General features: G+C 63.0%; 23 protein-coding genes. 9 read left to right on the top strand and 14 right to left on the bottom strand.

Annotation, left to right across the window (positions count from 1 at the left end; all coding sequences use genetic code 11):
* Positions 1 to 40: 40 nt before the first annotated feature.
* Positions 41 to 238, top strand: coding sequence for a DUF3562 domain-containing protein (locus VSR72_RS25945; RefSeq protein WP_342955213.1), 198 nt, complete (start codon positions 41 to 43; stop codon positions 236 to 238).
* Positions 239 to 276: 38 nt separating this feature from the next.
* On the opposite strand, the gene VSR72_RS25940 is transcribed toward VSR72_RS25945, so the two are convergent.
* Entirely contained in the window at positions 277 to 561 is a 285-nt protein-coding gene (locus VSR72_RS25940) for a hypothetical protein (protein WP_342955212.1), read from the bottom strand.
* Positions 562 to 579: 18 nt separating this feature from the next.
* Positions 580 to 852 (bottom strand): hypothetical protein, encoded by a 273-nt coding sequence (locus VSR72_RS25935; protein WP_342955211.1) that lies wholly within the window; start codon positions 850 to 852, stop codon positions 580 to 582.
* Between the two features lie 405 nt (positions 853 to 1,257).
* Between VSR72_RS25935 and VSR72_RS25930 the strand changes: the two genes are divergently transcribed.
* Together VSR72_RS25930 and VSR72_RS25925 are read left to right on the top strand one after the other, a co-directional pair.
* The gene (locus VSR72_RS25930) at positions 1,258 to 2,145 is read left to right on the top strand and encodes a class I SAM-dependent methyltransferase (protein ID WP_342955210.1); all 888 of its coding nucleotides are present in this window, start codon (positions 1,258 to 1,260) and stop codon (positions 2,143 to 2,145) included.
* Positions 2,146 to 2,180: 35 nt separating this feature from the next.
* Complete coding sequence (locus VSR72_RS25925) at positions 2,181 to 3,350, top strand: GNAT family N-acetyltransferase (RefSeq protein ID WP_342955209.1); 1,170 nt, start codon at positions 2,181 to 2,183, stop codon at positions 3,348 to 3,350.
* Between the two features lie 36 nt (positions 3,351 to 3,386).
* Here the strand turns inward: VSR72_RS25925 and VSR72_RS25920 are convergent, their stop codons facing one another.
* The 6 genes from VSR72_RS25920 to VSR72_RS25895 form a co-directional block, all read right to left on the bottom strand.
* Positions 3,387 to 4,739, bottom strand: a complete 1,353-nt coding sequence (locus VSR72_RS25920; RefSeq protein ID WP_342955208.1) for an MFS transporter — start codon at positions 4,737 to 4,739, stop codon at positions 3,387 to 3,389.
* Between the two features lie 148 nt (positions 4,740 to 4,887).
* Positions 4,888 to 5,172, bottom strand: a complete 285-nt coding sequence (locus VSR72_RS25915) for a hypothetical protein (protein WP_342955329.1) — start codon at positions 5,170 to 5,172, stop codon at positions 4,888 to 4,890.
* 214 nt (positions 5,173 to 5,386) lie between these two features.
* The gene (locus VSR72_RS25910; protein WP_342955207.1) at positions 5,387 to 5,605 is read right to left on the bottom strand and encodes a hypothetical protein; all 219 of its coding nucleotides are present in this window, start codon (positions 5,603 to 5,605) and stop codon (positions 5,387 to 5,389) included.
* A 216-nt stretch (positions 5,606 to 5,821) separates the two neighbouring features.
* Positions 5,822 to 6,625, bottom strand: a complete 804-nt coding sequence (locus tag VSR72_RS25905) for an alpha/beta hydrolase (RefSeq protein ID WP_342955206.1) — start codon at positions 6,623 to 6,625, stop codon at positions 5,822 to 5,824.
* Positions 6,626 to 6,630: 5 nt separating this feature from the next.
* Positions 6,631 to 7,878 (bottom strand): pyridoxal phosphate-dependent aminotransferase, encoded by a 1,248-nt coding sequence (locus tag VSR72_RS25900; protein WP_342955205.1) that lies wholly within the window; start codon positions 7,876 to 7,878, stop codon positions 6,631 to 6,633.
* A 40-nt stretch (positions 7,879 to 7,918) separates the two neighbouring features.
* Complete coding sequence (locus tag VSR72_RS25895; protein WP_342955204.1) at positions 7,919 to 8,581, bottom strand: RraA family protein; 663 nt, start codon at positions 8,579 to 8,581, stop codon at positions 7,919 to 7,921.
* 123 nt (positions 8,582 to 8,704) lie between these two features.
* On the opposite strand from VSR72_RS25895, the gene VSR72_RS25890 reads away from it, so the two are divergent.
* The 3 genes from VSR72_RS25890 to VSR72_RS25880 all read left to right on the top strand — a co-directional run bounded on the left by VSR72_RS25890 (position 8,705) and on the right by VSR72_RS25880 (position 12,608).
* Positions 8,705 to 9,625: a LysR substrate-binding domain-containing protein gene (locus VSR72_RS25890; protein WP_342955203.1), complete on the top strand. Its 921-nt coding sequence runs from the start codon at positions 8,705 to 8,707 to the stop codon at positions 9,623 to 9,625.
* Between the two features lie 141 nt (positions 9,626 to 9,766).
* Complete coding sequence (locus VSR72_RS25885; RefSeq protein WP_342955202.1) at positions 9,767 to 11,701, top strand: EAL domain-containing protein; 1,935 nt, start codon at positions 9,767 to 9,769, stop codon at positions 11,699 to 11,701.
* Positions 11,702 to 12,335: 634 nt separating this feature from the next.
* Positions 12,336 to 12,608, top strand: a complete 273-nt coding sequence (locus VSR72_RS25880) for a hypothetical protein (RefSeq protein WP_342955201.1) — start codon at positions 12,336 to 12,338, stop codon at positions 12,606 to 12,608.
* Positions 12,609 to 13,010: 402 nt separating this feature from the next.
* On the opposite strand, the gene VSR72_RS25875 is transcribed toward VSR72_RS25880, so the two are convergent.
* Positions 13,011 to 13,856, bottom strand: a complete 846-nt coding sequence (locus tag VSR72_RS25875) for a hypothetical protein (protein ID WP_342955200.1) — start codon at positions 13,854 to 13,856, stop codon at positions 13,011 to 13,013.
* 2 nt (positions 13,857 to 13,858) lie between these two features.
* Between VSR72_RS25875 and VSR72_RS25870 the strand changes: the two genes are divergently transcribed.
* From VSR72_RS25870 to VSR72_RS25860, 3 genes are all read left to right on the top strand, one after another.
* Positions 13,859 to 14,116: a hypothetical protein gene (locus tag VSR72_RS25870; protein ID WP_342955199.1), complete on the top strand. Its 258-nt coding sequence runs from the start codon at positions 13,859 to 13,861 to the stop codon at positions 14,114 to 14,116.
* Entirely contained in the window at positions 14,071 to 15,009 is a 939-nt protein-coding gene (locus tag VSR72_RS25865; RefSeq protein WP_342955198.1) for a metallophosphoesterase, read from the top strand. The genes VSR72_RS25870 and VSR72_RS25865 overlap by 46 nt, the downstream gene beginning before the upstream one ends.
* Positions 15,010 to 15,101: 92 nt before the next feature.
* A complete protein-coding gene (locus VSR72_RS25860; RefSeq protein ID WP_342955328.1) occupies positions 15,102 to 15,392 on the top strand; it encodes a cupredoxin family copper-binding protein in 291 nt (96 codons plus the stop codon).
* Between the two features lie 10 nt (positions 15,393 to 15,402).
* Here the strand turns inward: VSR72_RS25860 and VSR72_RS25855 are convergent, their stop codons facing one another.
* The 5 genes from VSR72_RS25855 to VSR72_RS25835 form a co-directional block, all read right to left on the bottom strand.
* Positions 15,403 to 15,711: a putative quinol monooxygenase gene (locus VSR72_RS25855; RefSeq protein WP_342955197.1), complete on the bottom strand. Its 309-nt coding sequence runs from the start codon at positions 15,709 to 15,711 to the stop codon at positions 15,403 to 15,405.
* A gap of 26 nt (positions 15,712 to 15,737) precedes the next feature.
* Complete coding sequence (locus VSR72_RS25850; RefSeq protein ID WP_342955196.1) at positions 15,738 to 16,313, bottom strand: glycerol-3-phosphate responsive antiterminator; 576 nt, start codon at positions 16,311 to 16,313, stop codon at positions 15,738 to 15,740.
* 4 nt (positions 16,314 to 16,317) lie between these two features.
* Positions 16,318 to 17,871 carry an FAD-binding oxidoreductase gene (locus VSR72_RS25845; protein ID WP_342955195.1) on the bottom strand — a complete coding sequence of 518 codons (1,554 nt, stop codon included), beginning with the start codon at positions 17,869 to 17,871 and terminating at the stop codon, positions 16,318 to 16,320.
* Positions 17,868 to 19,547, bottom strand: a complete 1,680-nt coding sequence (locus VSR72_RS25840; protein WP_342955194.1) for a glycerol-3-phosphate dehydrogenase/oxidase — start codon at positions 19,545 to 19,547, stop codon at positions 17,868 to 17,870. Before VSR72_RS25840 ends, VSR72_RS25845 begins: the two co-directional genes overlap by 4 nt.
* A gap of 17 nt (positions 19,548 to 19,564) precedes the next feature.
* The coding region (locus VSR72_RS25835) for an FGGY-family carbohydrate kinase (RefSeq protein ID WP_342955193.1) at positions 19,565 to 20,319 on the bottom strand (755 nt) is incomplete at its 5' end.

Here is a 20,319-nt window from a genome sequence, read left to right as displayed (position 1 = left end):
GCGTTCTCACGCCAGGCGCCTTTGCGCCAGGGAGGCGTTGATGAAACAGGAAGCTGCCGAAGAGGTCGTGAAGTCGATCGCGACCGAAACGCAAACGCCGCTGGAAACCGTCGCGAAGATGTATGAGCAAACGTGGGCGGAGTTCAGTGACGGCGCACGCGTCATGGATTATCTGACTGTGCTCGTCTCACGGCGCGTGCGGGAGGACCTTCGCAACATGCGCAAGAAAGCGCACTGAATGCTTGTGCGGCTGCATGCCGATTCCGCACGCACGAATCAGCGCCTGCCTGCCTTGCGCCTGCGGGTATCGGCTTTACGGCAGAGGTCGGTGAGCACCCAGCGCGCGATGATCTCGGGACGATTCGTTCCGTACTGCGCGAACTTGATTTCGTTTTCGAAGTAAACGATAACGCTTCCGGCCATCACGCGGTAAGCGCCCGCGTAGTTCACGCCATCCAGTTCGACGTTCAAGGAATGGGTGGTTTCGTATTCTGCAAGAGCCAAGGTAAGCGCGGAAATGTCTAAATTATGACAATATCGTTTCGCGCGCCCATTGGTCAATTAAATATGCGTTTTGTTTCATATTAACGATTGGCGGCCCGATTTTTGCCCATTACGAAAACCTGTTGCGCCCTTTAATGGTGCACGGATTAACGCCGCTTGACTCAGCCTTCCATACGGGCTTGCCGCGAACCACCGCTCGCCAACGGAAGCGCTCCAGGCATTCACCCAGCGCGTCGCCATCATTTTTTCGCTGGCCACTTCGGCATTCATCAGCCGCTTCATTGCCAGGCCCAGGCGGTGCATTGCGTACCGCTTGCGGCGCGCTTCGGTATCCACTCGCGCGTTCATCGTCTCGCCTCTTCCGGTTGAGTATTGCGCAGACAAAAACCTGGAGACCCACCTGCACCAGATACCTTACGAAGCTGAAACATTATTCGCGCTGAACCACGCGCGAACGCTCATTAAGGCACGGAATTAAAGGCGGAAACATCAGGGAGAGTATTGAGGGCGCTCAGCATGAAAGCGCTTTCGCCGCACTGTGCGAAAAAAGGGCTCGCCATCCATGCCGCACTGGCTGCGCACTCAAACCCCGCACTTAAAACACTACGCCGGCCATATGACACACGTTAGCAGGCCACGGATTCGTGCCGTTTTGTCGAAATACAACCGAGGAATGGCGGCGGCCCGATGTCGCACGGGGCGATCATGATGGATCGGCAACCCCATTCCAGAAGGTTCACAGCGCGACAATCCATGCGAACAACGACACACGGCGGCCCCCGATTCGCGCTCGGACGCGCACTGAAGCAACCGCTGCTCAATGCGGTGGCTCGACTGCCCGACAGCGTGCAGCGAGCGATGTTCATGCCGCCGATACGCCGCATCTGCATTCGCGTGCCGGTATTGCGCGCGGTCTACTCTGGCTGCCTGCGTCGCCACCCTATCGATCTCAAGTACGGCACGGACACGAGCGGCCTCGTCGATTCCAACGCGCTGCAGTGCGACGCCCAACTCGCCGAGCAACTCAGGCCCTACATGGGCTCGCAGCCCACCATCATCCGCCGCGCACTCGACACGCTGGGCGATATCAGCGGCTATACGTTCATGGACATTGGCTGCGGTAAGGGCCGGCCGATGATCGTTGCCTCCGAGTATCCTTTCGCTTTGGCGCTGGGCTACGACATCAGCGCGGACCTCGTGAGAACGGCGAACGCGAACGCCGTCGTCATGGCGCGGCGCTATCCGCAACGGCCGCCCATTCGCGCGTTGCACGCCAATGTCGCCGACTTGAAGGTGCCGTCGGGCAACGTAGTCGTGTTTCTTTTCAATCCATTCGGCCCCGAGTTGATGGCGTCGTTGCTGGAGAAACTCGAAGCGGGCCTCACGAGCGGGACTATCCAGCATCTTTTCATCGTCTACGATAACCCCGTGTGTAATGAAGTCTTCGACGGATCCCAACAGTTGCAGCGCTGGTTCGCGGGCGTGTTTCCCTACGATCACGACGAAGTCGGCTTCGGACCCGAAGACCACGAGAACGTCGTCGTATGGCAAAGCGTGCGCGGCGCGCGCCCCGACACCTTCGCGGACCGCAACCGCCGCATTACGACTAAAGACCGGCTCAGCACTTCCCTCGAAGGCTGAATCATCAGCACCACGAATTCATTCAGGAGACGCAAGTGCCGACCTCCGTCGTGGCGATCTACGATTCGTCGCCGGCCGCATCCTTGCGGTACGAGTTGCGAACGTGCGAGACCATCGATGCGTTTCGCGCATTCGAGCCCCAATGGCGCGCCCTTCTATCCGGAGCCGATGCCTCGTCGCCTTTCATCAGCTTCGCCTATTGCGAGGCTGCCGTTGCGGCGGCGCTCAAGCGCGGCGCGAGGGTCGAAGTCGCGACGGTGCACGACGCGCGTGGCCTTCTGGCGCTATGGCCCGTTGCCATCACGCGTAAAGGCGCGTGGCGGGCCGCCCACGCGCTGGGTTGCGGATGCGGCGAGGAGTACGGCGGCCCGCTGATCGCCGACGCCGGGCGCGCGGAGCTCTACGATGCAGCGGTCCGGGCGGTCATGCGAATTCACGCGGACGTGCTCTACATTCCGATGCTGGAGACCGGCAGCGCGCTGCAACGCGCGCTCGACGCCGCGCCGCAGTCATGGGTGCAGCGCGCGCTGCCGCCGCGCTGGCGCGTGATGCCCGGCTATTCGATCGATCTGCGCGCCGCGCCCACATGGAACGATTTCCTCGCAACACGGCACTCGACGCTGCGCGCCGCGCTGCGTTCGAGCGCGAAGCGGTTGCGCCGAGAAGGCGAAGTCAGTCTCGGATGGTGTGACAACGCCGAAGACACCGAGCGCGTATTGACGTGGCTATTCGCCAACAAGCGCCAATGGGCGCTCAAGCGCGGAATCGAGTCGGCCTATTTGATGGACGACCGCGTACGCGATTTTTTCATCGGCCTCGCAAAGCGAACCGACCTCACCGCGCTGCCGCTCGTTGCTTGTGTCCAGGTCAACGGGCAGCCGGTGGCGGCTTCGGTCAATCTCGTCGGCGCGCGCAGCGTCGAGTATTTGATCACCACCTATGACGAGGCGTTCAGCGTGTATTCGGTGGGCAATCTGCTGATCGAATACATCGCACAATGGGCGCATGCTCATTGCCGCGATTTCGACTTCCGGCCGCTGCACGGCGACTACAAGGTGCGTTGGGCGGATCGCGAGACCCAGCACGAGTCGCGCATCGTCGTGCTCAATGCACGCGGGCGACTCATCGAATTGGCGCTGTCATGGGCACAGGTCAAGCGCGTTTATCGAAAAGTCGCGACGCTCGTCATGGCACGCCTGAAATGAGCGAATAGCGTGCATATGCACCGCTGACGGCCTCACTCAGGACCTCACTACGCCGCCCTCCCCGTGCGTTTCGGTTTGCGGCGTTTCTTCGAGTGTCTCGAGCGCCGGGTTGTGATGGAGGACGAGCGCCGCGCCCGCGCCCACGAGCCCGGCCCCCGCAAGACATAGCAGGCCCGCGCCGAAGCCGCCCGTGCTGTCCTTGATCCAGCCCATCGCATAAGGGCCGAAGAAGCCCGCCAGATTGCCGAGCGAATTGACGGCGGCAATGCCGCCCGCCGCTGCCGCGCCCGAGAGGAACGCGGCCGGCAACGTCCAGATCACCGGCAGGCAGCCGAAAATACCGAAGCCCGCAATGGAAAGCGCCAGCATTTTGAGCACCGGATTGTCGAGTCCGGCCGCAGCCGCAATACCCGCCGCCGCAACGGCCAGCGCAAATGCCACGTGACGCTTGCGCTCGAGGCGCCGGTCGGAATGCCGGCCCCATAGCACCATCGATACGACGCCGACCGCGTAGGGCAGCGCAGTGACGAAGCCGGTCTGCAAGTTCGTGAGTCCGAACGCCTTGACGATCTGCGGCAGGAAGAAACTCAACCCGTAGTTGGTTGCGTTCGCACCGAAATAGATCAGCGCCACGGCCAGCACGCGCGGATTGATCAGCGCTTCCAGCACGCTGAACTTGCGCACCTTCTCGCGATGCCGGCGCTCCTGCGCCTGGCGATCGACGAGCCAGCGGCGCTCGTCGTCGGCAAGCCAGCCGGCGTCGGCGGGCTTGTCGGTCAGATAGAACAGCACGGCCACGGCGAGCACGAGCGCGGGAATCGCCTCGATCAGGTAGACCCACTGCCAGCCCGCAAGCCCCCCTTTGCCGTCCAGCGAAAGCAGCGCACCGGAAACCGGGCCGCCAATCACCGTCGATAAAGGAATGGCCGCCATGAAGTAGCCCACCACGCGCGCGCGGTATTTGGCGGGAAACCAGAGCGTGAGCAGAAAGATGATGCCGGGGAAGAACCCCGCCTCGGCGATGCCGAGCAAGATACGTAGTCCGTAGAATACGTGCGCGTTCGACATGCCGGTCATGCGGGCGATGTCCGGAATGAACGCCATCGCGCCCGCGATGATGCCCCACGTGAACATGATGCGCGCGATCCAGCGCCTGGCGCCGAAACGTTCGAGCAGGAGGTTGCTCGGCACCTCGAAGAAGAAGTACGCAATGAAGAAGATCCCTGCGCCAAAACCGAACGCACTCGCGGAAAGATCGAGCGCCTTGTTCATCTGCAGCGCAGCAAAGCCGACGTTGACCCGATCGAGATACGCCACGAAATAGCAAATGATCAGGAACGGCACGAGTCTCGCGATCACGCGCGCCATGGTGCGAGCTTCGAGCTCCATATCTGTCTCCTTCGAGGCGGCTGCGCGGCGCGGTGCGCCTGTCACGGGCCGGTCGGTTTGGTATCGTTAAAAGACTAGTCGGTCGCGGCGCGATACGAAAGGACGGTTCACATGGTGGGAAATGGACCGAAAGCGCGACAAAAAGGAATTAAAGCTTCGGACACGAAAGCACTTGCAATGGCTGCATTGCGACGCCGGGCTGAGCGCCGCTGGCCGGTGTGCCCTGCGGGGGTGTGGAAACGAGGCGCACGCTATCCGGTCCCGCGTTGGCCAGCGCGTACTTCTCCTCACTGCCTTCGGGTTGCCAGTACGCGCGAAATACGGGGCCGTCGCTGAACACGAGCAGCGTGCCGTGCGTAGCCTGCCCTGCGGAAACGAAATCGACCGGTTCGCCGCTGCGGAGTGCAAAGCTGCCGGCGGCACTCGCCCCCACGAGCCGGCCGCATGGCGGCGTGGCGTCGGGAGTGGGGGTGGGATCTGCGCCATGTGCTGGCTGCGTCGCGAGCAACGCCACGCCAAGACATGACGACAACGCGAGCGTAAGAGCCGTTTTCACGCGCAACCTCGTGGACTCGTCATCGGTCGTCCAGCGGCGCGCAATCCGCATTCCCGCGTGTGCAGGGCATGAACGGTCGCCCGGAGTCGCCTTAGTCCTTGCCGAGCGTGTCGATATCGATCTCGAGGGCGCGGCAGACGTCGCGCACGAACTCGTCCATGGCAGCCGTGCACTCCGGGCTCCCCGCCGGGAAATCCTCGGGGTTCTTCTTGCCCTGCGCACGGCGGATGACGCGAATGCTCGCCTCGAGCGCACGCGCCTCTGCCCAGATGGGAGGTTTGTCGGGATAGTCGGGATGTTTGCGCGCCATGACTGGTATTTCGGCAACGGCCAGGCGAACTTTAGGCGGCGGCGAGCCGACCCGCGAACAAGACAGGCCGCGCAGCGAGTCGTCGAATGCGAGGAAAAAGGCATGCATTGCCGTTCGCCAGTGATTTCGCCCACGTAACTGAGGATGCCAAACGTTTGCGGGCGTCAAGACCGTCGCGATCCACCGCGCATCATGGGTCACGCAACGCGCGGCCTGTCACGCGCGCCGCTGAAATTCGGCAATGGCCCGCCACATCGCGACCGGGTTCGAATACATGGGGAAGTGCCCGCACTCCGCGATTTCGGCCAGGACCACACCGTGCCCGCGAATATGATCGAGGTACGAAAGCGAAGCGTTTTGCTGCCCATACATGAACATCCGCGGAAACGGCAAGCTGAGGAATTTACGCATGAGGTCGCCGTTATCGGAGAGATCGACCATCGACCGGAAAATCGGCCCTACCGCCTCGGCCCTGACTTTGTAGCGCAAACTCGCGGCGTACAACGCACTGGCGTAAGCCGGCGCCAGGCGCGTGCGCTCGATGAAGTCGCTGAAGAAGCGCTCGGCGTCGGCGCGCGGATAGTCCACGATCTGCCTGCTGAGAAAGCAGTCCTCGGGCGCGATATTGCCTTCGATATCCACGAAGCTGAGCACGCGCTCCGGGTGCCGGTGGGCGAGCATGAGCGCGGTCAGGCCGCCCATCGAGTGCCCGACCAGATGGAAGCGGCCAAAGCCAACACGTTCCAGCACGGCGAGCGCGGTCTCGACGAGAAACGGTATGTCGACTTTCTGCAGATCGGCGCACTGCGATTCTCCGCAGCCTGGCGCGTCGTACGCGATAAACGGGTGCCCTTCGAATTCGGCGTAGCGCACGATATCGGCGTAGTCCTCTTTCGTGGAGCCGAACCCGTGGAGAAAAACAATGGGGGCTTTGTCGCCTTCACGGTGGATGGCGCAAAGCTCGAGCGCGGTGCCGTGCACGTCGAACGAGAACGCCGAACGGGTAAATTCCTGAAGCATCGTGGTCACTCCACAAGCGTGCGGCAAAAATTCTGGATTGCGGCGCAAGCGTGCCGCAACGACACGTCATCCAGCGCATAGGCGATACGGATATGCGAGCCCAGTCCAAACGCGCTGCCGTGCACCGTTGCCACACCGGTTTCGTCGAGCAGTGCGTTGGCAACTGCTTCGTCGTCCTTGAGATACGCGCCTTCCCGCGTCGTTTTGCCGATCAGGCCATCGCACGAGGCAAAGGCGTAGAACGCGCCTTGCGGCGCCTCGCAGCGCATGCCCGGCGCCCTGTTCAATTGATCGACCACGAGATCGCGCCTACGCTGAAATACCGTGCGTGAGTGGCCGATGAAATCTTGCGGCCCGCTCAGCGCCGCCAGCGCGGCGTGCTGAGAAATGGTCGACGCCCCGGACGTTTGCTGGCCCTGAAGCTTTTCCATTGCGTCGATCAGCCACCGGGGGCCTGTACAAAAGCCGATGCGCCAGCCCGTCATCGCATACGCCTTCGAAACGCCGTTCATCGTCAGCACACGCTCGCGCAACCGGGGTTCGACCTGAGCAAGCGTGAAAAATTCGAGGCCGTCGAAAATCAAATGCTCGTAGATATCGTCGGAAAGAACAAGCACCTGCGGATGAGCGAGCAGCACTTGCGCAAGTTGTTGCAGTTCGGCACGGCTGTAAACCGCCCCGCTCGGATTGGACGGCGAATTCAGAATCAGCCAGCGCGTACGCGGCGTAATGGCGGCCTGCAGCGCGTCGGCGCTCAGCTTGAAGCCGCTTTGCGCGCCGCATGGCACGATCACGGATCTGGCGCCGCATAGCTGCACGATCTCGGGGTAGCTCACCCAATACGGTGCGGGCACGACGACTTCGTCATCTTCGTTGAGCGTCGCGGCGAGCGCGTTGAAGATCACCTGCTTGCCGCCGCTGCATACGAGCGTATCGCGCCAGTCCACGTCGAGCCGGTTTTCACGCCGGAACTTGGCGGCAATGGCTTCGCGCAAAGCCCGCAGCCCCGCCACTTGCGAATAGCGCGTGTGGCCCGCGCGAATGGCGGCGATACCGGCTTCGCAAACATGCGGTGGCGTGTCGAAATCCGGCTCGCCTGCGCTCAGCGATATGACAGCGGCGCCGCTTGCGCGCCGTGCAGCCACGCGGTCCATGACCTTGTACGTGGCAGAAGGCTTCGCAGCCGCGAGGAAGCGATTCAATGCGGGGGTATTTACGTGCGTCACGCCTGCCAGTTCATGGTTATTCGTCATCGGTAGCATGCCTTATCAATTTGTCTGAACCTGTGGCCGCTCATCGAACCGCAATCGCTTCGAATTCCTTGTCGTGCATGACGTCGGCGACCGGCCGCCCAGCGCGCACCGCCGCCACCATGCCGTCCTGACGGCGTGCGATCCGCTCGCCAAGGTCCAGCACCGCTTCTATGTGGCCGGTAGGAACGAACACGGTGCCGCATCGATCCGCGATCACATAGTCGTTCTCATGCACGGTGACCCCCGCCATTTGCACCGGCTTGCCCGAGTCGATCTGCACCACGCGATTGCGCGCGCTGATCATCGTGACGCCCCGGCCGTATACCGGATAGCCGATGGCCTCGCTGCCATCGATATCGCGGCTCGCGCCGTCGATGATGGAGCCGCGAATCTGTTTCGCCGTGGCGGCATTGGCGAGGATGTCGCCCCAGCAGGAAATGCCTTCCACGCCGCCCGCGATCACCAGCACGCGATCGTTCGTCCTGACCGCGTCGATGACGGGGGAGATGAGGTGCACGCCGGGTTTGGCGTCCTGCTTGGGCCCGAGCAAGATGGTGCTGGCGCGGCCGACGATCTTCGGGCAGTCCCAGAGCGGACGCAAGCCGTAAGTCGCGCCGGGCAAGCCGAGAAAGTCGAGTGCGTCGGAAACCGTGTTGGTGTCGAGTGACGCGAGTCGATCGAGGAAAGAAGGGATGGTCGTCACGCTCGGCTCCGTTGGAAAGTCACGCCATCCTCGCGCCGCACGGCTGATATGTAAATTTCGCATTTCGTATCTCGGTGATACGATTTCCAGAACAGCAACTGGCCAGCGGGAAACGCGCGCACGATGAACAATACGATCGACTTCAGGCTGATACGGCAGCTATGGATGTTCCTCGCGGTGGCAGAGGAACAGCATTTCGGGCGCGCCGCCCAGCGGCTGAACATGTCGCAGCCGCCGCTCACTGAGCAGATCAAGGTGCTCGAACAATCGCTCAAGCTGGAACTGTTCTACCGGTCGCGCCAGGGCACGCAGTTGAGCCCGGCCGGCGCCGCCATATTGCCGGCTGTGCGGCAATTCGCCGGGCAGGTCGAGCGGCTGGAGCGGGTCGTGCGTGAGGTTGCCGCCGGGCAGTCAGGTGTGTTGCATGTCGGCGCCATCACCTCCGCGATGCTCGAAACGGTACCACCCGTGCTGGATGCGCTCAAACACGCTCACCCGCAACTGACCGTGCTCGTCCAGGAAATCGACAGCGTCGACGCGATTCATATGCTCGAAGCCGGCGAACTCGATCTCGCGTTCGTGCGCATCGACGGCGAGGTGGGTAGCGGCATCGCCACCCTGCCGCTCGCGGAGGACCGCCTGGCAGTGGCGCTGCCAAAGGATCATCCTCTGGCCGCGCTGCCCCGCGTGCGACTGCAGTCGCTGGCAGGCGAGCAACTGGTGATGTCGTCGCGGCAGGTCAGTCCGGTGTATTTCGACTTCCTGACCTCGGTGTGCCGCTCGCATGGACTGACGCCGCACATCACGCACGAAGTGCGCACCGTCACTTCGCAAATCGCCTATGTCGGCTGCGGTCAGGGCGTCGCACTCGTGCCATCGTCGATGCGCAAGCTTGCGCCCGCAAATGTGATCGTGCGGCCGTTGAAAGAAAACATTGCAGTGGTCACGGCTGCGCTGCTCTGGAACACGCAACGTCACCACCCAATGGTCGACGAGGTGGTCGCATCGTTGAAGAAACGAAAGGCGCGAACGCACGCGCGTTAATCGTCTGATGAAAAATGGGCGCGCGCAAACAACCATGAAAAGCACGCGCGTTTCCTCCAGAAATAATGCGCGCGGTCGTAAACGGAGGTATTACATTTCGTTCCTGGCTACTTCAACGGGACCGCATCGACTCGCAAGACAATGTTCAACGTCCTGGCCCACTATTGGGGAACGATTCGACGCACGTTCATCGCCGGAAACAGCGCGGCACTGAAGCTCGCGCAGTTGCGTGTGATGATCTATCAGCTTCCCATGATGTATGGGCTGCTGGTCGTCAACACGTGGGGCATGGTGCTGCCCCACGAGAGCGAGCTTCCCGCGTGGCAGGGATTCGTCTGTCCGCTCGTGCTCACGGTATTTTGCTTCGTACGCGTCCTCTCCTGGTTGCGGCTCTCGAGAATCCGCGTCAGTGCGGAAGAAGCAGCTACGATCCTGCGCAATTCCGGCAGGCTCGCGTGGGTCTTCGCGATCTCGTTCACGGCGTGGTCGCTGTCCCTCTTGCCTCACGGCGGCGCGGCATTCAAGCTCCACGTTGCCTTTTACATGGCCATCACGGTCGTCGGCGTCATCTTCTGTCTGATGAACGTCGTCAAGGCGGCTTTCACCGTCACCGCCATCGTCAATGGCGCGCTCGTCGTCACGTTCCTGAGTTCGGGAAATGGGGTATTCCAGGCGATCGCAATCGATACGTCGCTGGTCTCGCTGGCGATGCTGGTCGTTGCATTCACGCAATTCAAGAACTTCTCCGACCTCGTTGCAACGCAAGGCGAAAACAAGCGTCTCGCGAATATCGACAGTCTCACGAATCTGCCCAACCGGCGGGCGTTTTTCGCTTCGCTCGACAAGCATTTCGATTCCGCCATGGCGTCGGGCGGCCGGCTCGCGGTGGGACTCGTCGATCTCGACGGCTTCAAGTCCGTGAACGACATTCACGGCCACTCACTGGGCGACCACGTGCTAGCCGAAGTCGCCTCGCGCCTGGCCGCAGCGGCGCGCGGCACGATCACCCTGGCGCGATTGGGCGGCGACGAGTTCGGCGTGATTGTCACGCACGACTGCACGGATGCCAGCCTTTCGCAGCTCGGCCGGACCATTTGCGATGTCTTTCATTATCCCGTGCTTGTCGGCGAGGTTTCCGTGCGGCTCGGGGCGACGATCGGCTTCTCGACCTATCCGCACATTTCACGAAGCAAGGCGGATCTGTTCGAAACAGCAGACTACGCGCTTTACGAAGGCAAGCGCCGCTCGCGCGGTTCGGTGACCATCTTTTCGGAGACGCACCGCAACGCAATCATCCGCGAGTCGCAAATCGCGCAGGCGCTACGCTCGCCCGACCTCGCCAGCGAACTTCACCTCGCCTTCCAGCCGATCTTCTCGCTCGAGCGGCAACGCACCGTCGGTTTCGAAGCCCTCGCGCGCTGGCAAAGCGCCTTGCTCGGCACGGTCCCGCCCGGTGAATTCATTCCTGCCGCGGAACGCAACGGGGTCATCAACGGCTTGACCCTCGCGCTGTTTGCCAAGGCTCTCGCTTGCGCGAAACAATGGCCCGCGCATATCGGCTTGTCCTTCAACCTTTCGGCGCATGATTTCGCCAGCGAATCGGCGGTAAAGGAACTGGCGCAGTGCATTCTCAGCAGCGGCATCGACCCGGCCCGGCTCGACTTCGAGATCACCGAAACCGCGATGGCCAAAGACTTCGAGCAGATCCAGAAAGCGGCCAAAGTGCTGCGTGCGCTGGGCTGCGGTTTGTCGGTCGACGATTTCGGCACCGGCTATTCGAGCCTCTCCTACCTGTGCAATCTGCCGCTCACGCGCCTGAAGATCGACAGAATGTTCGTGAGCGGTCTCAAGGAGCGCACGACGGCATTCACCGTGGTCCGCACGCTGCTCAATCTCAGCCGGCAGATGTCGCTCGACTGCGTGGTCGAAGGCGTGGAAACGGCGGACGAACTGCAAACGGTATCGGCGCTCGGGGCAAGGCTTATTCAGGGCTACTATTGTTCCCGCCCGATGGAGGCGGCAGCCGTGGCGGCTTTTCTGGAACGCGAGAGCGAGCGCGAAGCCGTGGCTCGCTGAATTGCACAATGACGAGTCATTGGCGGTGACCCGCAAGCCCAGGCGCAATGCCCTTCCTTACACTAAGCAGACATTCCGCCAAAACAACGGCCACACGACCGCGCCTGGCCGAGGCGCAGGCGCCCCGCGCTCACGGTCACCTCATTGCCGCAGTCGCACCGGCAAACCCACATCCCATCGCCGGCGTACCGGTCCGTCGTCAGCTGGCCGAACACCTCGCCGCCCTTCAGCGCGGGCGAACCCGGCCGGGACCGCCACACGCGGCGCTGCTCACGGCAGCCGCAATCCCGCGTCTGGCCGCTCTCCACCTCATCGAGCGCGGCCGTGACGTGTGCGCCGCATCGGCACCGCCAGAGCCACACGCCAGCGCCGCGATATTGAAGCGCGACGAGATCGCCGAAGGCGCGGCCGGAGACGTCGCGAATCGGCGGAAAGGGCCATTCAGGCGGTAAGGGAGGACGAATACGCTGGTTCACGAATGCTAAATGGGATTCGGCGTCCTGATCTCAAGCGGAACCGGCTGCCTTCGATTCGCGGCGCATGGCTCAGCAAAGAGGGGCGGATCGCGGCCTCGGTACGGGTTATGCGCGTATTTTGGCACCTCGCGCGTACCAAATGATAAATCGAGAACGCCGTGACGGCTGGCTGGGCTCCGTTGGCCCCGTTCAGCGCCCGCACCATGCGCCTCGTAATCAATGGACGCGACACCTATCCGGCCAGTCCAACCAGGAGCAACGTGATGCCTACCTTACTAATCTTTCTCATTGCTTGTTTCGCGATTATTGTGGCCATGCACCGCGGCGTGACCCGCAAGGCGGACGCGAAACTTCGCGCGCAATTCGATTCGCAAGGCTCGGGCGGCGAGGCAACGCGCCGGTTGATGCGCAATTCGGGTTATAGCGTCTGAGTGCCCGATTACGCTGAAGCGAACTGAACGGCATCGGTGCTGAACACGGCCCTGATCAGTTTCGTCGACTCGGGCGATTCGAACCAGGCACAAGAAAGCTGCGGCCCGAATGCCGTAGGCAGGACCTGGTTTACCGTCATCAACGGCCCGCCTGAACACAGGCGCACTGTCCTGCCTTTGAATCGCGCAGCGACCGAACTCAACGTCTCGGAACGCGGGTCGCTGTGGATCGCACAAACTGTCGACATGTCTCCTCCCGGATTCTCGAGACTCGCGGGCATTGCGTCCTCCCACTTTTGACAACCGCTTCTGACAACATCTGGAACCCGTATATTCGCCCTCTCCGCACGCGCTGAATATAAAGTTTTCGCCTTCCTGGCGGAACAAACTCGACATCGAAAGTCATTCCTGAAAATCCTGCTCGCGCGATGAACTCCGGGCCAGCAAACAGGCGTCCACCGAACGTCTGCGCAGCCTGCGGCGCTCCAGCGCGTTGCGCAACTGGCCCAGCATCAGCGTACTGGCAATCAGGGCGAGATACAGCGTGACGAGATCGTGACGCGCGCCATTGAGGGCAGCTTGATGGACGACTAGCGCGGCATCGACAGGCGGAAGCAGGCGGTGCGTCCCCTCGACGACTCGCATCATCTGGAGAAAGCCCGCAGCGGAAAGCAGCGGCAGCACGACAACCAGTGCCAGCAGCGCCAGCCGCATGCGGCGCGCCCACGCATAGTGGCGCAACCGGAACCACAGCCCGAGGCATCCGTGTATCCAGCCAGGCGCTAGCAGCGCGAGTTGCAGGCCCTGCGTGCCGCTCGTGAGCAGCACAACAATGACTCGCTCGTAGTCGGGTTCGAAGCCATAGAGCGAAGACGCGAGCCGGGTCGTCACGGCATGGCGGATCAAGAGGAGCGGCAGGCTGAGCCCGGCCCACAGGCGCAGCCATTCCGCGGGCGGCAGGGCCCAGTGGCGCCGTCCGTATATCGTGCGCAACGCCAGCACGAAATGCACCGATGCCGCGCCATACAGCGCAATCGTTCCGGGCGTGCTGCGCCAAAGCCGCAACACGAGCACGAGACCGCGTCCGGCAAGTTCGAGCGACCAGATGCCGAGCGCGTGATTGACCAGATGCAGAAAGAGATAAGTCAGCATCACGAGGCCCGACCCGAGTTGAAGTCGGCGCAGAACGAATTGCACGTCGATTCTCACGCCGCCGGCGCGGCGACGAGCCATCGCGATGATGTCCATGGATGTTTCCGCCATTGCGTTTGCCACGTCTGCACTACCGCGCGTCGACGCCGGTTATTCCCGCGCTCGACTACCGGGAAAAACATGGAGAAAAACTCTGGGAAAAAAATGGGAATAAAACCGCCGCCCTCGCGGTATTGCACGTGAAGCCCGCCCTGAAGGCGCTCCGCATGGCACCGGCGGCCGACTTCCCGAACCCAGTCGAGAGGACATCATGTCGTCAGATCTTCCTTCCCAGCCGTCGCGCCGCAATGCCCTGAAATGCCTCGCCTTCGGTGGCGCGGGCACCGTGTTTGTTCTGGCCGGAGGCGTCCTCACGCCGGTGGAGTTGGCGCTGGCAGCCAGCGCCAAGGACAAATCGGCGGGCGTGCCGCTCTTCCTGCAGATCAGCGACTCGCATATTGGCTTCAACAAGGAAGCCAATCCCGATGTCGCGGGTACGCTCAAGCAGACAATTGACTATGTCAACGCCATGCCGGTCAAGCCTGCTCTCGCAATTCACACGGGCGATATCACGCACCTCTCCAAACCCGAGGAGTTCGATCTGGCGGCGCAATTGCTCTCCGGCCTCACCATCACGGAGTTGCACACCACGCCCGGCGAGCACGATGTGACGGACGGACCGCAAGGCGAATACTTCAAGCGTTTCGGCAAGGCATCGGACAACCGTGGCTATTACAGCTTCGACCACAACGGCGTGCACTTCATCGCGCTCGTCAACGTGATGCATTTCAAGCCGAACGGGCTGGGAAATCTGGGCGAGGACCAGCTCGCCTGGCTCGAAAACGACCTCAAGGGCCGCACGTCCAGCACGCCGATCGTCGTGTTTACGCACATGCCGATGTGGACGATCTACGAACCGTGGGGCTGGGGTACCGGCGATGCGGGCCAGGCAATGGATTATCTGAAGCGCTTTGGCTCGGTGACCGTGCTCAACGGTCATATTCATCAGATCGTTTCCAAGGTGGAAGGCAATATCACGTTCCACACGGCACGCTCGACCGCCTATCCGCAACCGACGGCTGGCGATGGCCCCGGACCCGGGCCGCTCAAGGTGGCAAGCGATCAATTGCCGAAGATGCTCGGCGTAACCAGTATCCGGGTCTCGCGCCATCCCCTCGCGGCAACGCTCTCCGACACGACCCTCGCCTGACCTTGCGTCTTGCGCACTCAACAAGGATTCGAGCCATGCTCTCCATTCACACTCGTCGCGCGTTCGCCCTCTTCTACGGGATCGGAATGCTCATGGCGGTGGCGGCCCTCGGCTCGCCTGCCGCGCACGCGCAGGACGCCAATCAGATCGTCATCAAGAATTTCATGTTTTCGCCCATGGCTATTACGGTCAAGGCGGGCACGACCGTCACCTGGAAAAACATGGATGGCGAACCGCATACGGTCGTCAATGACGCGGGCGTCTTTCACTCCGCCGCGCTCGACCAGAACGACACCTATCAATTCAAGTTCGACAAGCCGGGGGTATACAAAGTGTTTTGCGGTATCCACCCGTATATGAAGGCCACCATCACGGTGCAGTAGAACCCGGCGCTTACGCCTCGCCCTCGTTCACCATATGGCTCGCCACCTCGCGCCGCTCCAGCAGCGGCACGATGGACTGCAAACCAATGCGTTGAAAATGCGCGGTCTCGCGATGCTCCGCCAGCCCATTCGCGTCGCTGTATTGTTCGAGAATCACGAAGTGATCGGGATCGGCCGGCGAGCGGAAGTAGTCGTAATAGAGATTCTTCGGCTCGCCGCGCGATGCCTGCGCCAACTCGCGTAGCAAGGCCGCAATCGTGTCGCCGTGCCCGCGTTTTACGTAGTAGTGCGCAATGACCTGCAAATAAGATTTCGCCATCGTTTGCTCCGGATAAATTCGCCGCTTCAGCGTGCGAGCTTCATGTCCCACAACCCGGCCTCGCTCGTCGAAACGGCCACTGCGCCGCGTTCGAGCGCATCGCGCGCATCGGCCTCGTTGCACACGAAGCCCGATGCGACGATGGGCGGCAGCACCTTGCGGTCCTGGGCGGTAATTCGCGCGAGCATCGGCGCCGGCATCAACTGCACGATGTTCGGGTCGCTCTGCTCGAGCGCCTTCACGCTGCGCGGCCAGGTCGAGCGGTCCGTCACGAACACCTTCTGGATCGTGATGAGGCCCGCGCGATTGCCGCGCTGGATCGTCGCCACCCGGGTCGAAACGAGGCTCGTCACGCCGATATCGACAAGGTACTCCACGCCGCCCTTGTCCTGCGAAAGGCCGTCGCAGCTATCGATATTGACGATGACATACTTGCCCGCCTTCGTGAGCGCCGCGACCACCTTGTGAAGCATGCGCAGATCGACGTTCGCGACGATGGCGACCTCGGCCGCGCTCTTCAGGAAGTCGTCGAACTGCTCGACGCCGTAAAGCGTCGCGATGACCGGGTGCCGCTGCAGACGCGCCCCAAGTGACATATCCATTGTTTTATTGCTTCGCCTCGTGACTGAGCGTGTCGGTGAGACCGAGCTTGCCCGGGTTGAGAATGTTTTTCGGGTCGAGCGCCTGCTTGATCGTTTCCAGCACCGCAAACGCGCTGCCGAGCGAATCGTTCATATAGGGCGCGCGCAGCAGGCCCACGCCGTGATGATGGCTAAGCGTTGCATTGTATTGGATGATCACGCGGTTCGCGGCGTCCCAGGCCGCGCGATACCACTGCGCGCGGTCCGCCACCTCCACGTCGCCGCGCAGCGAGAAGTAGAGGCAAGCGCCGTCCACATAGGCGTGCGACTGGTGCGCCGAGCCCGCGAGCGTGCCGGGCACCGCGTTGATCGCCTTCACGACATCGTCGTAAATGCCCGCAAGATCCTTCCAGGGGCCGATCATTTCGAGCGTATCGGCCACGAAGCCTGGGCTGCGCTTGAAGCCTTCGGCGCTCTTCCCGGTGAGGTAGCGCGTGTCCAGCCATTTCTCGAAGATGGCGGCTTCGTCGAGCTTCGTACCGAGTTCCTTGCACACGCGCTCGCTGATCGTGAGCACCGCTTCGACGATGTCGCGCGGACCTTCGTCCGCCACGAGCAGCACGTTGGATTCGGGCAATCCGAACTGCACGCCGCTTTCGAGCGCGTCGTAAAGGCGCAGCGCCGCGGGATTGCCGCCGCGTTGCAGAATTTCGCGGCACGCCTCCAGACCCTTGGCGAACGAACTGAAGCCATAGGCAATCGCGCGCCCGTAGTCAGGCAGACGATGCAGCTTCAGGCGCACGCGCACGATCACGCCGAGCGTGCCCTCGGAGCCGATGAAAAGCTGCTGCAGGTCGGGGCCGACGGCCGCGCGCGAGTAACCGCCGAGCGTGACGAGCCGCCCGTCCGCGAGCACGACGTCCATGCCGAACACCATGTCCTCGATCTTGCCGTAGCGCGTGGAGAGTTGCCCCGCGCCGCGACACGCCACCCAGCCGCCCACGGTGCTGATCGCGTACGAAGAAGGCCAGTGTCCCATCGTCATGCGGTAGTCGCGCTGGATCGTCTCCTCGAAGATGTCGCCGAACATGCCCGCCTCGACTTCGACGATCTGGCTTTCGCGGTCGAAGTTCAACAAGCGGTTCAGGCCGCAAACGTCGAGCACGATGCCGCCGCGCACGGGCAGCGCCGCGCCCGTCACATTGCTGCGTCCTGCCGACGGCGTGACCGGAATCGCGGCCTCGCTGGCAAGACGCATCACGGCCTGCACCTGCTCCACCGTGGAAACGCGCACGACCACTGCATGCGGCGTGGCCGGCTTGCCGCCCGTTTCGGCGATCATCGTGCCGGCCCACCAGTCGCGCGTGGCCGCGACCACCTCCGGCGTCGCGACCAGCACTTCGTCGGCCAGCGCGCGCAGCGCCTCTATTTGTTGCGCGCTCAACGAAACAGGATTGCGCTGCAGCCCGGCCTCGGCACCGCTTGCTTCGCGCGCGACGGACCATGCAGGCGGCGTCGGTGCGCCAACGGTGTAGTTGCCGCGGTTATAGCCACGCTTGACTGCTTCCTTGCTGATCATTCGGTATCTCCCATCAAAACGGATTTTTCGTGCTCGACCGAGGCGATGTAGTCGCGCACCTGGTTGGCGATAGTCTCGGCGCCAAGACCGAGTTCGGATTGCAGAATCTCTCCCACACGGGCAGCCGCACGCGCCGACGCGTCACGCGCCATGAGCCGCGCGCGCATGCGCCGCGAGAGCACGTCGTCCACGTTGCCCGCCAGTTCGTGGCGCACTGCATAGAGCACTTCAGCTTCGGTATAGGGCAAGCCTTCGACGATCGGTTTCGCAAGACGCGCATCGGCTTGCAGCAGATCGCTCACGAAGCGCGCCTCGCTGCCATAGCGCTCGCCCAGATGCGCACCGAGACCGCCCGAGGCGACGATGGCCTGCGCGTCGTAGCCCGCCGCGCCGAGCAGGTACGCCGAGCGCGTCGAACAGCGGCGGCGCTCGCCAATGACCTTTTGCGCGGCGTCGATGGTCTGCTCCGCCATGTGGCGCGACGTGGTGAGCTTGCCGCCCACGATCGTGACGAGCCCATCCGGTGCCACATGAATCTCGTGATTTCGCTTCATTTCCAGCGTCTTGCCGCCAGGCGGGCCGACAAGCGGCCGGCAGCCCGCGATGCTGCCCACCACGTCCTCGGCGCACAGGTCGGTCTTGAGCGCGGAACGCGCGCCTTCCAGCAGGAAATCGAGCTCCCGGCGCGTACAGCAGACATCGTCGAGATCGCCGGTGTAATCCTCGTCGGTCGTGCCGAGGTACGAGACGTTGCCCCAGCGTGTGATGGTCGCGCGCCGGCTGCGGCCGGGCACGGGTATCGTCACCGTGCAGTCATTGCGGATCTTCAGCCAGGGAATCGCCACGTGCACGCCTTTCGCGGGGCGGATCTGCAGCGCCGCGGTTTCACCCTTGCGCCGCCCGCTCCAGTCGCGCAGCCACACGCCCGTCGCCATGATCACCACGCCCGCGCGCACGCGGATCTCGCGGCCATCGGCCTGCACGATCACGCCATCCACCTTCCCCTGCTCGCTGCGCGTGACTTCCGCCGCCTTCGCGTGATTGACGACAGCCGCGCCATGAAACGCCGCCGTGCGCGCAAGCGTGAGCGTGAGCCGCGCGTCGTCCACGCGGGCGTCGAAATACAGGAAGCCGCCCTTGAGATTCTCTTCTTTGAAGGTGGGGCAATGCGAGAGCACCTCCGCCTTCGAAAGCTTCTGGTGCAGGATGCCCTCGCGCCATCCGCCCGCGAGGTCGTAGGTCCACAGCAGACTTTCGAATGCCTTGGCGAGGCGCTTGTCGAACACGCCGTCCTTCTCCAGCACGGGAAAGAGAAACGGCAGACGCTGAACCAGATGGCGCGCGTTCCTGCGCAGCCGCTGGCGCTCCAGCAGCGAATGACGCACGAGGCCCAGATTGCCTTGCTCGATATAGCGCAGGCCACCGTGCACCATCTTCGACGACTTCGACGACGTGCCCGAGGCGAAGTCGCTCTTCTCCAGCAGCGCCACGCGATAGCCGCGCAGGCTTGCATCGAGCGCCGCATACGCGCCCGTCACTCCGCCGCCCACGATAACGATGTCGAACGCTTCGCTCGCGAGGCGATCGAGCTGCTCGGCGCGCACGAGGCGCAGCGGCTCGGTTGCGGTCATCCTCTCGCGTTCGCGGTTGACGCTTCTCGATGTAAACAACAGCATTGCGTTAGTTCTCCTGCTCAACCTGGTTCGAATTCCGCCACATGGGCGAGTTCGGCGTTCACGCGGGCGCGCCATGCTGCACGCCGGTGACAGCGTGCGTCTTCCGAAATATTCGGCTCGAACACCGCGTCGGTGGCAAGCGTCGCGCGCGCCTCGTCGAGCGAATCCCACATGAGGCCTGAGGCGCCCGCGAGAAACGCCGCGCCGCGCAGGCTCGCCCGGTCGCTTTCGGCCATGCGCCGTACCGGCACGCCGCAGAGATCGGCCTGGATCTGCAGCAGCGTGTCGCTGCCCGAGAGGCCGCCGCCAACGATGAGTTCGCCCGCGGCCACGCCCGCAACGGACTCGTTCGCATCGACGCACAGCGCGACCGATTGCGCGATGCCTTCGAGAATCGCGTAGGCAATCTCGGCCTGGGTCGTGGCGATGGAAATGCCGCTAAGCGACGCGCGCGCGGCGGGTTCGAGCTTCGGCACGCGCGTGCCGGTCAGCGCCGGCAGGAACGCAACACCGCGCGCGGAATTCACCGTGCCGGCCAGCGCGGCGATGGTCTTGGGGTCGTCGAACCAGCGCAGCTTTTCGCAAATCCAGTTCAGCGCGGAACCCGTGGTCGGCACGAAGGTTTCGAGCGAGAAGTGCGAGACGCCGCCATGACGCCGCGCCGTCATCGTCAACGTGCCGTCGTGGCCTTCGGTTGCGCGCGGCCGCACCGTGCCGGTGAGCAGATCGACGAAACTGCCGGTGCCGTGCACGCACATCGACTGGCCGCGAT

The organism is Paraburkholderia sp. JHI869 (assembly GCF_038900775.1).
Taxonomy (GTDB): Bacteria; Pseudomonadota; Gammaproteobacteria; order Burkholderiales; family Burkholderiaceae; genus Paraburkholderia.
Note: the sequence above shows the minus strand (reverse complement) of the source record. Positions and strands in the feature narration are given on the sequence as shown.

Bases quoted from the DNA above. Each gene is read 5' to 3' on its own strand.
- VSR72_RS25945 (WP_342955213.1), top strand. From the start codon at position 41: ATGAAACAGGAAGCTGCCGAAGAGGTCGTGAAGTCGATCGCGACCGAA.
- VSR72_RS25935 (WP_342955211.1), bottom strand. From the start codon at position 852: ATGAACGCGCGAGTGGATACCGAAGCGCGCCGCAAGCGGTACGCAATG.
- VSR72_RS25930 (WP_342955210.1), top strand. From the start codon at position 1,258: ATGCGAACAACGACACACGGCGGCCCCCGATTCGCGCTCGGACGCGCA.
- VSR72_RS25920 (WP_342955208.1), bottom strand. From the start codon at position 4,739: ATGGAGCTCGAAGCTCGCACCATGGCGCGCGTGATCGCGAGACTCGTG.
- VSR72_RS25910 (WP_342955207.1), bottom strand. From the start codon at position 5,605: ATGGCGCGCAAACATCCCGACTATCCCGACAAACCTCCCATCTGGGCA.
- VSR72_RS25905 (WP_342955206.1), bottom strand. From the start codon at position 6,625: ATGCTTCAGGAATTTACCCGTTCGGCGTTCTCGTTCGACGTGCACGGC.
- VSR72_RS25900 (WP_342955205.1), bottom strand. From the start codon at position 7,878: ATGACGAATAACCATGAACTGGCAGGCGTGACGCACGTAAATACCCCC.
- VSR72_RS25890 (WP_342955203.1), top strand. From the start codon at position 8,705: ATGAACAATACGATCGACTTCAGGCTGATACGGCAGCTATGGATGTTC.
- VSR72_RS25885 (WP_342955202.1), top strand. From the start codon at position 9,767: ATGTTCAACGTCCTGGCCCACTATTGGGGAACGATTCGACGCACGTTC.
- VSR72_RS25875 (WP_342955200.1), bottom strand. From the start codon at position 13,856: ATGGACATCATCGCGATGGCTCGTCGCCGCGCCGGCGGCGTGAGAATC.
- VSR72_RS25870 (WP_342955199.1), top strand. From the start codon at position 13,859: ATGTTTCCGCCATTGCGTTTGCCACGTCTGCACTACCGCGCGTCGACG.
- VSR72_RS25865 (WP_342955198.1), top strand. From the start codon at position 14,071: ATGTCGTCAGATCTTCCTTCCCAGCCGTCGCGCCGCAATGCCCTGAAA.
- VSR72_RS25860 (WP_342955328.1), top strand. From the start codon at position 15,102: ATGGCGGTGGCGGCCCTCGGCTCGCCTGCCGCGCACGCGCAGGACGCC.
- VSR72_RS25855 (WP_342955197.1), bottom strand. From the start codon at position 15,711: ATGGCGAAATCTTATTTGCAGGTCATTGCGCACTACTACGTAAAACGC.
- VSR72_RS25850 (WP_342955196.1), bottom strand. From the start codon at position 16,313: ATGGATATGTCACTTGGGGCGCGTCTGCAGCGGCACCCGGTCATCGCG.
- VSR72_RS25845 (WP_342955195.1), bottom strand. From the start codon at position 17,871: ATGATCAGCAAGGAAGCAGTCAAGCGTGGCTATAACCGCGGCAACTAC.
- VSR72_RS25840 (WP_342955194.1), bottom strand. From the start codon at position 19,547: ATGCTGTTGTTTACATCGAGAAGCGTCAACCGCGAACGCGAGAGGATG.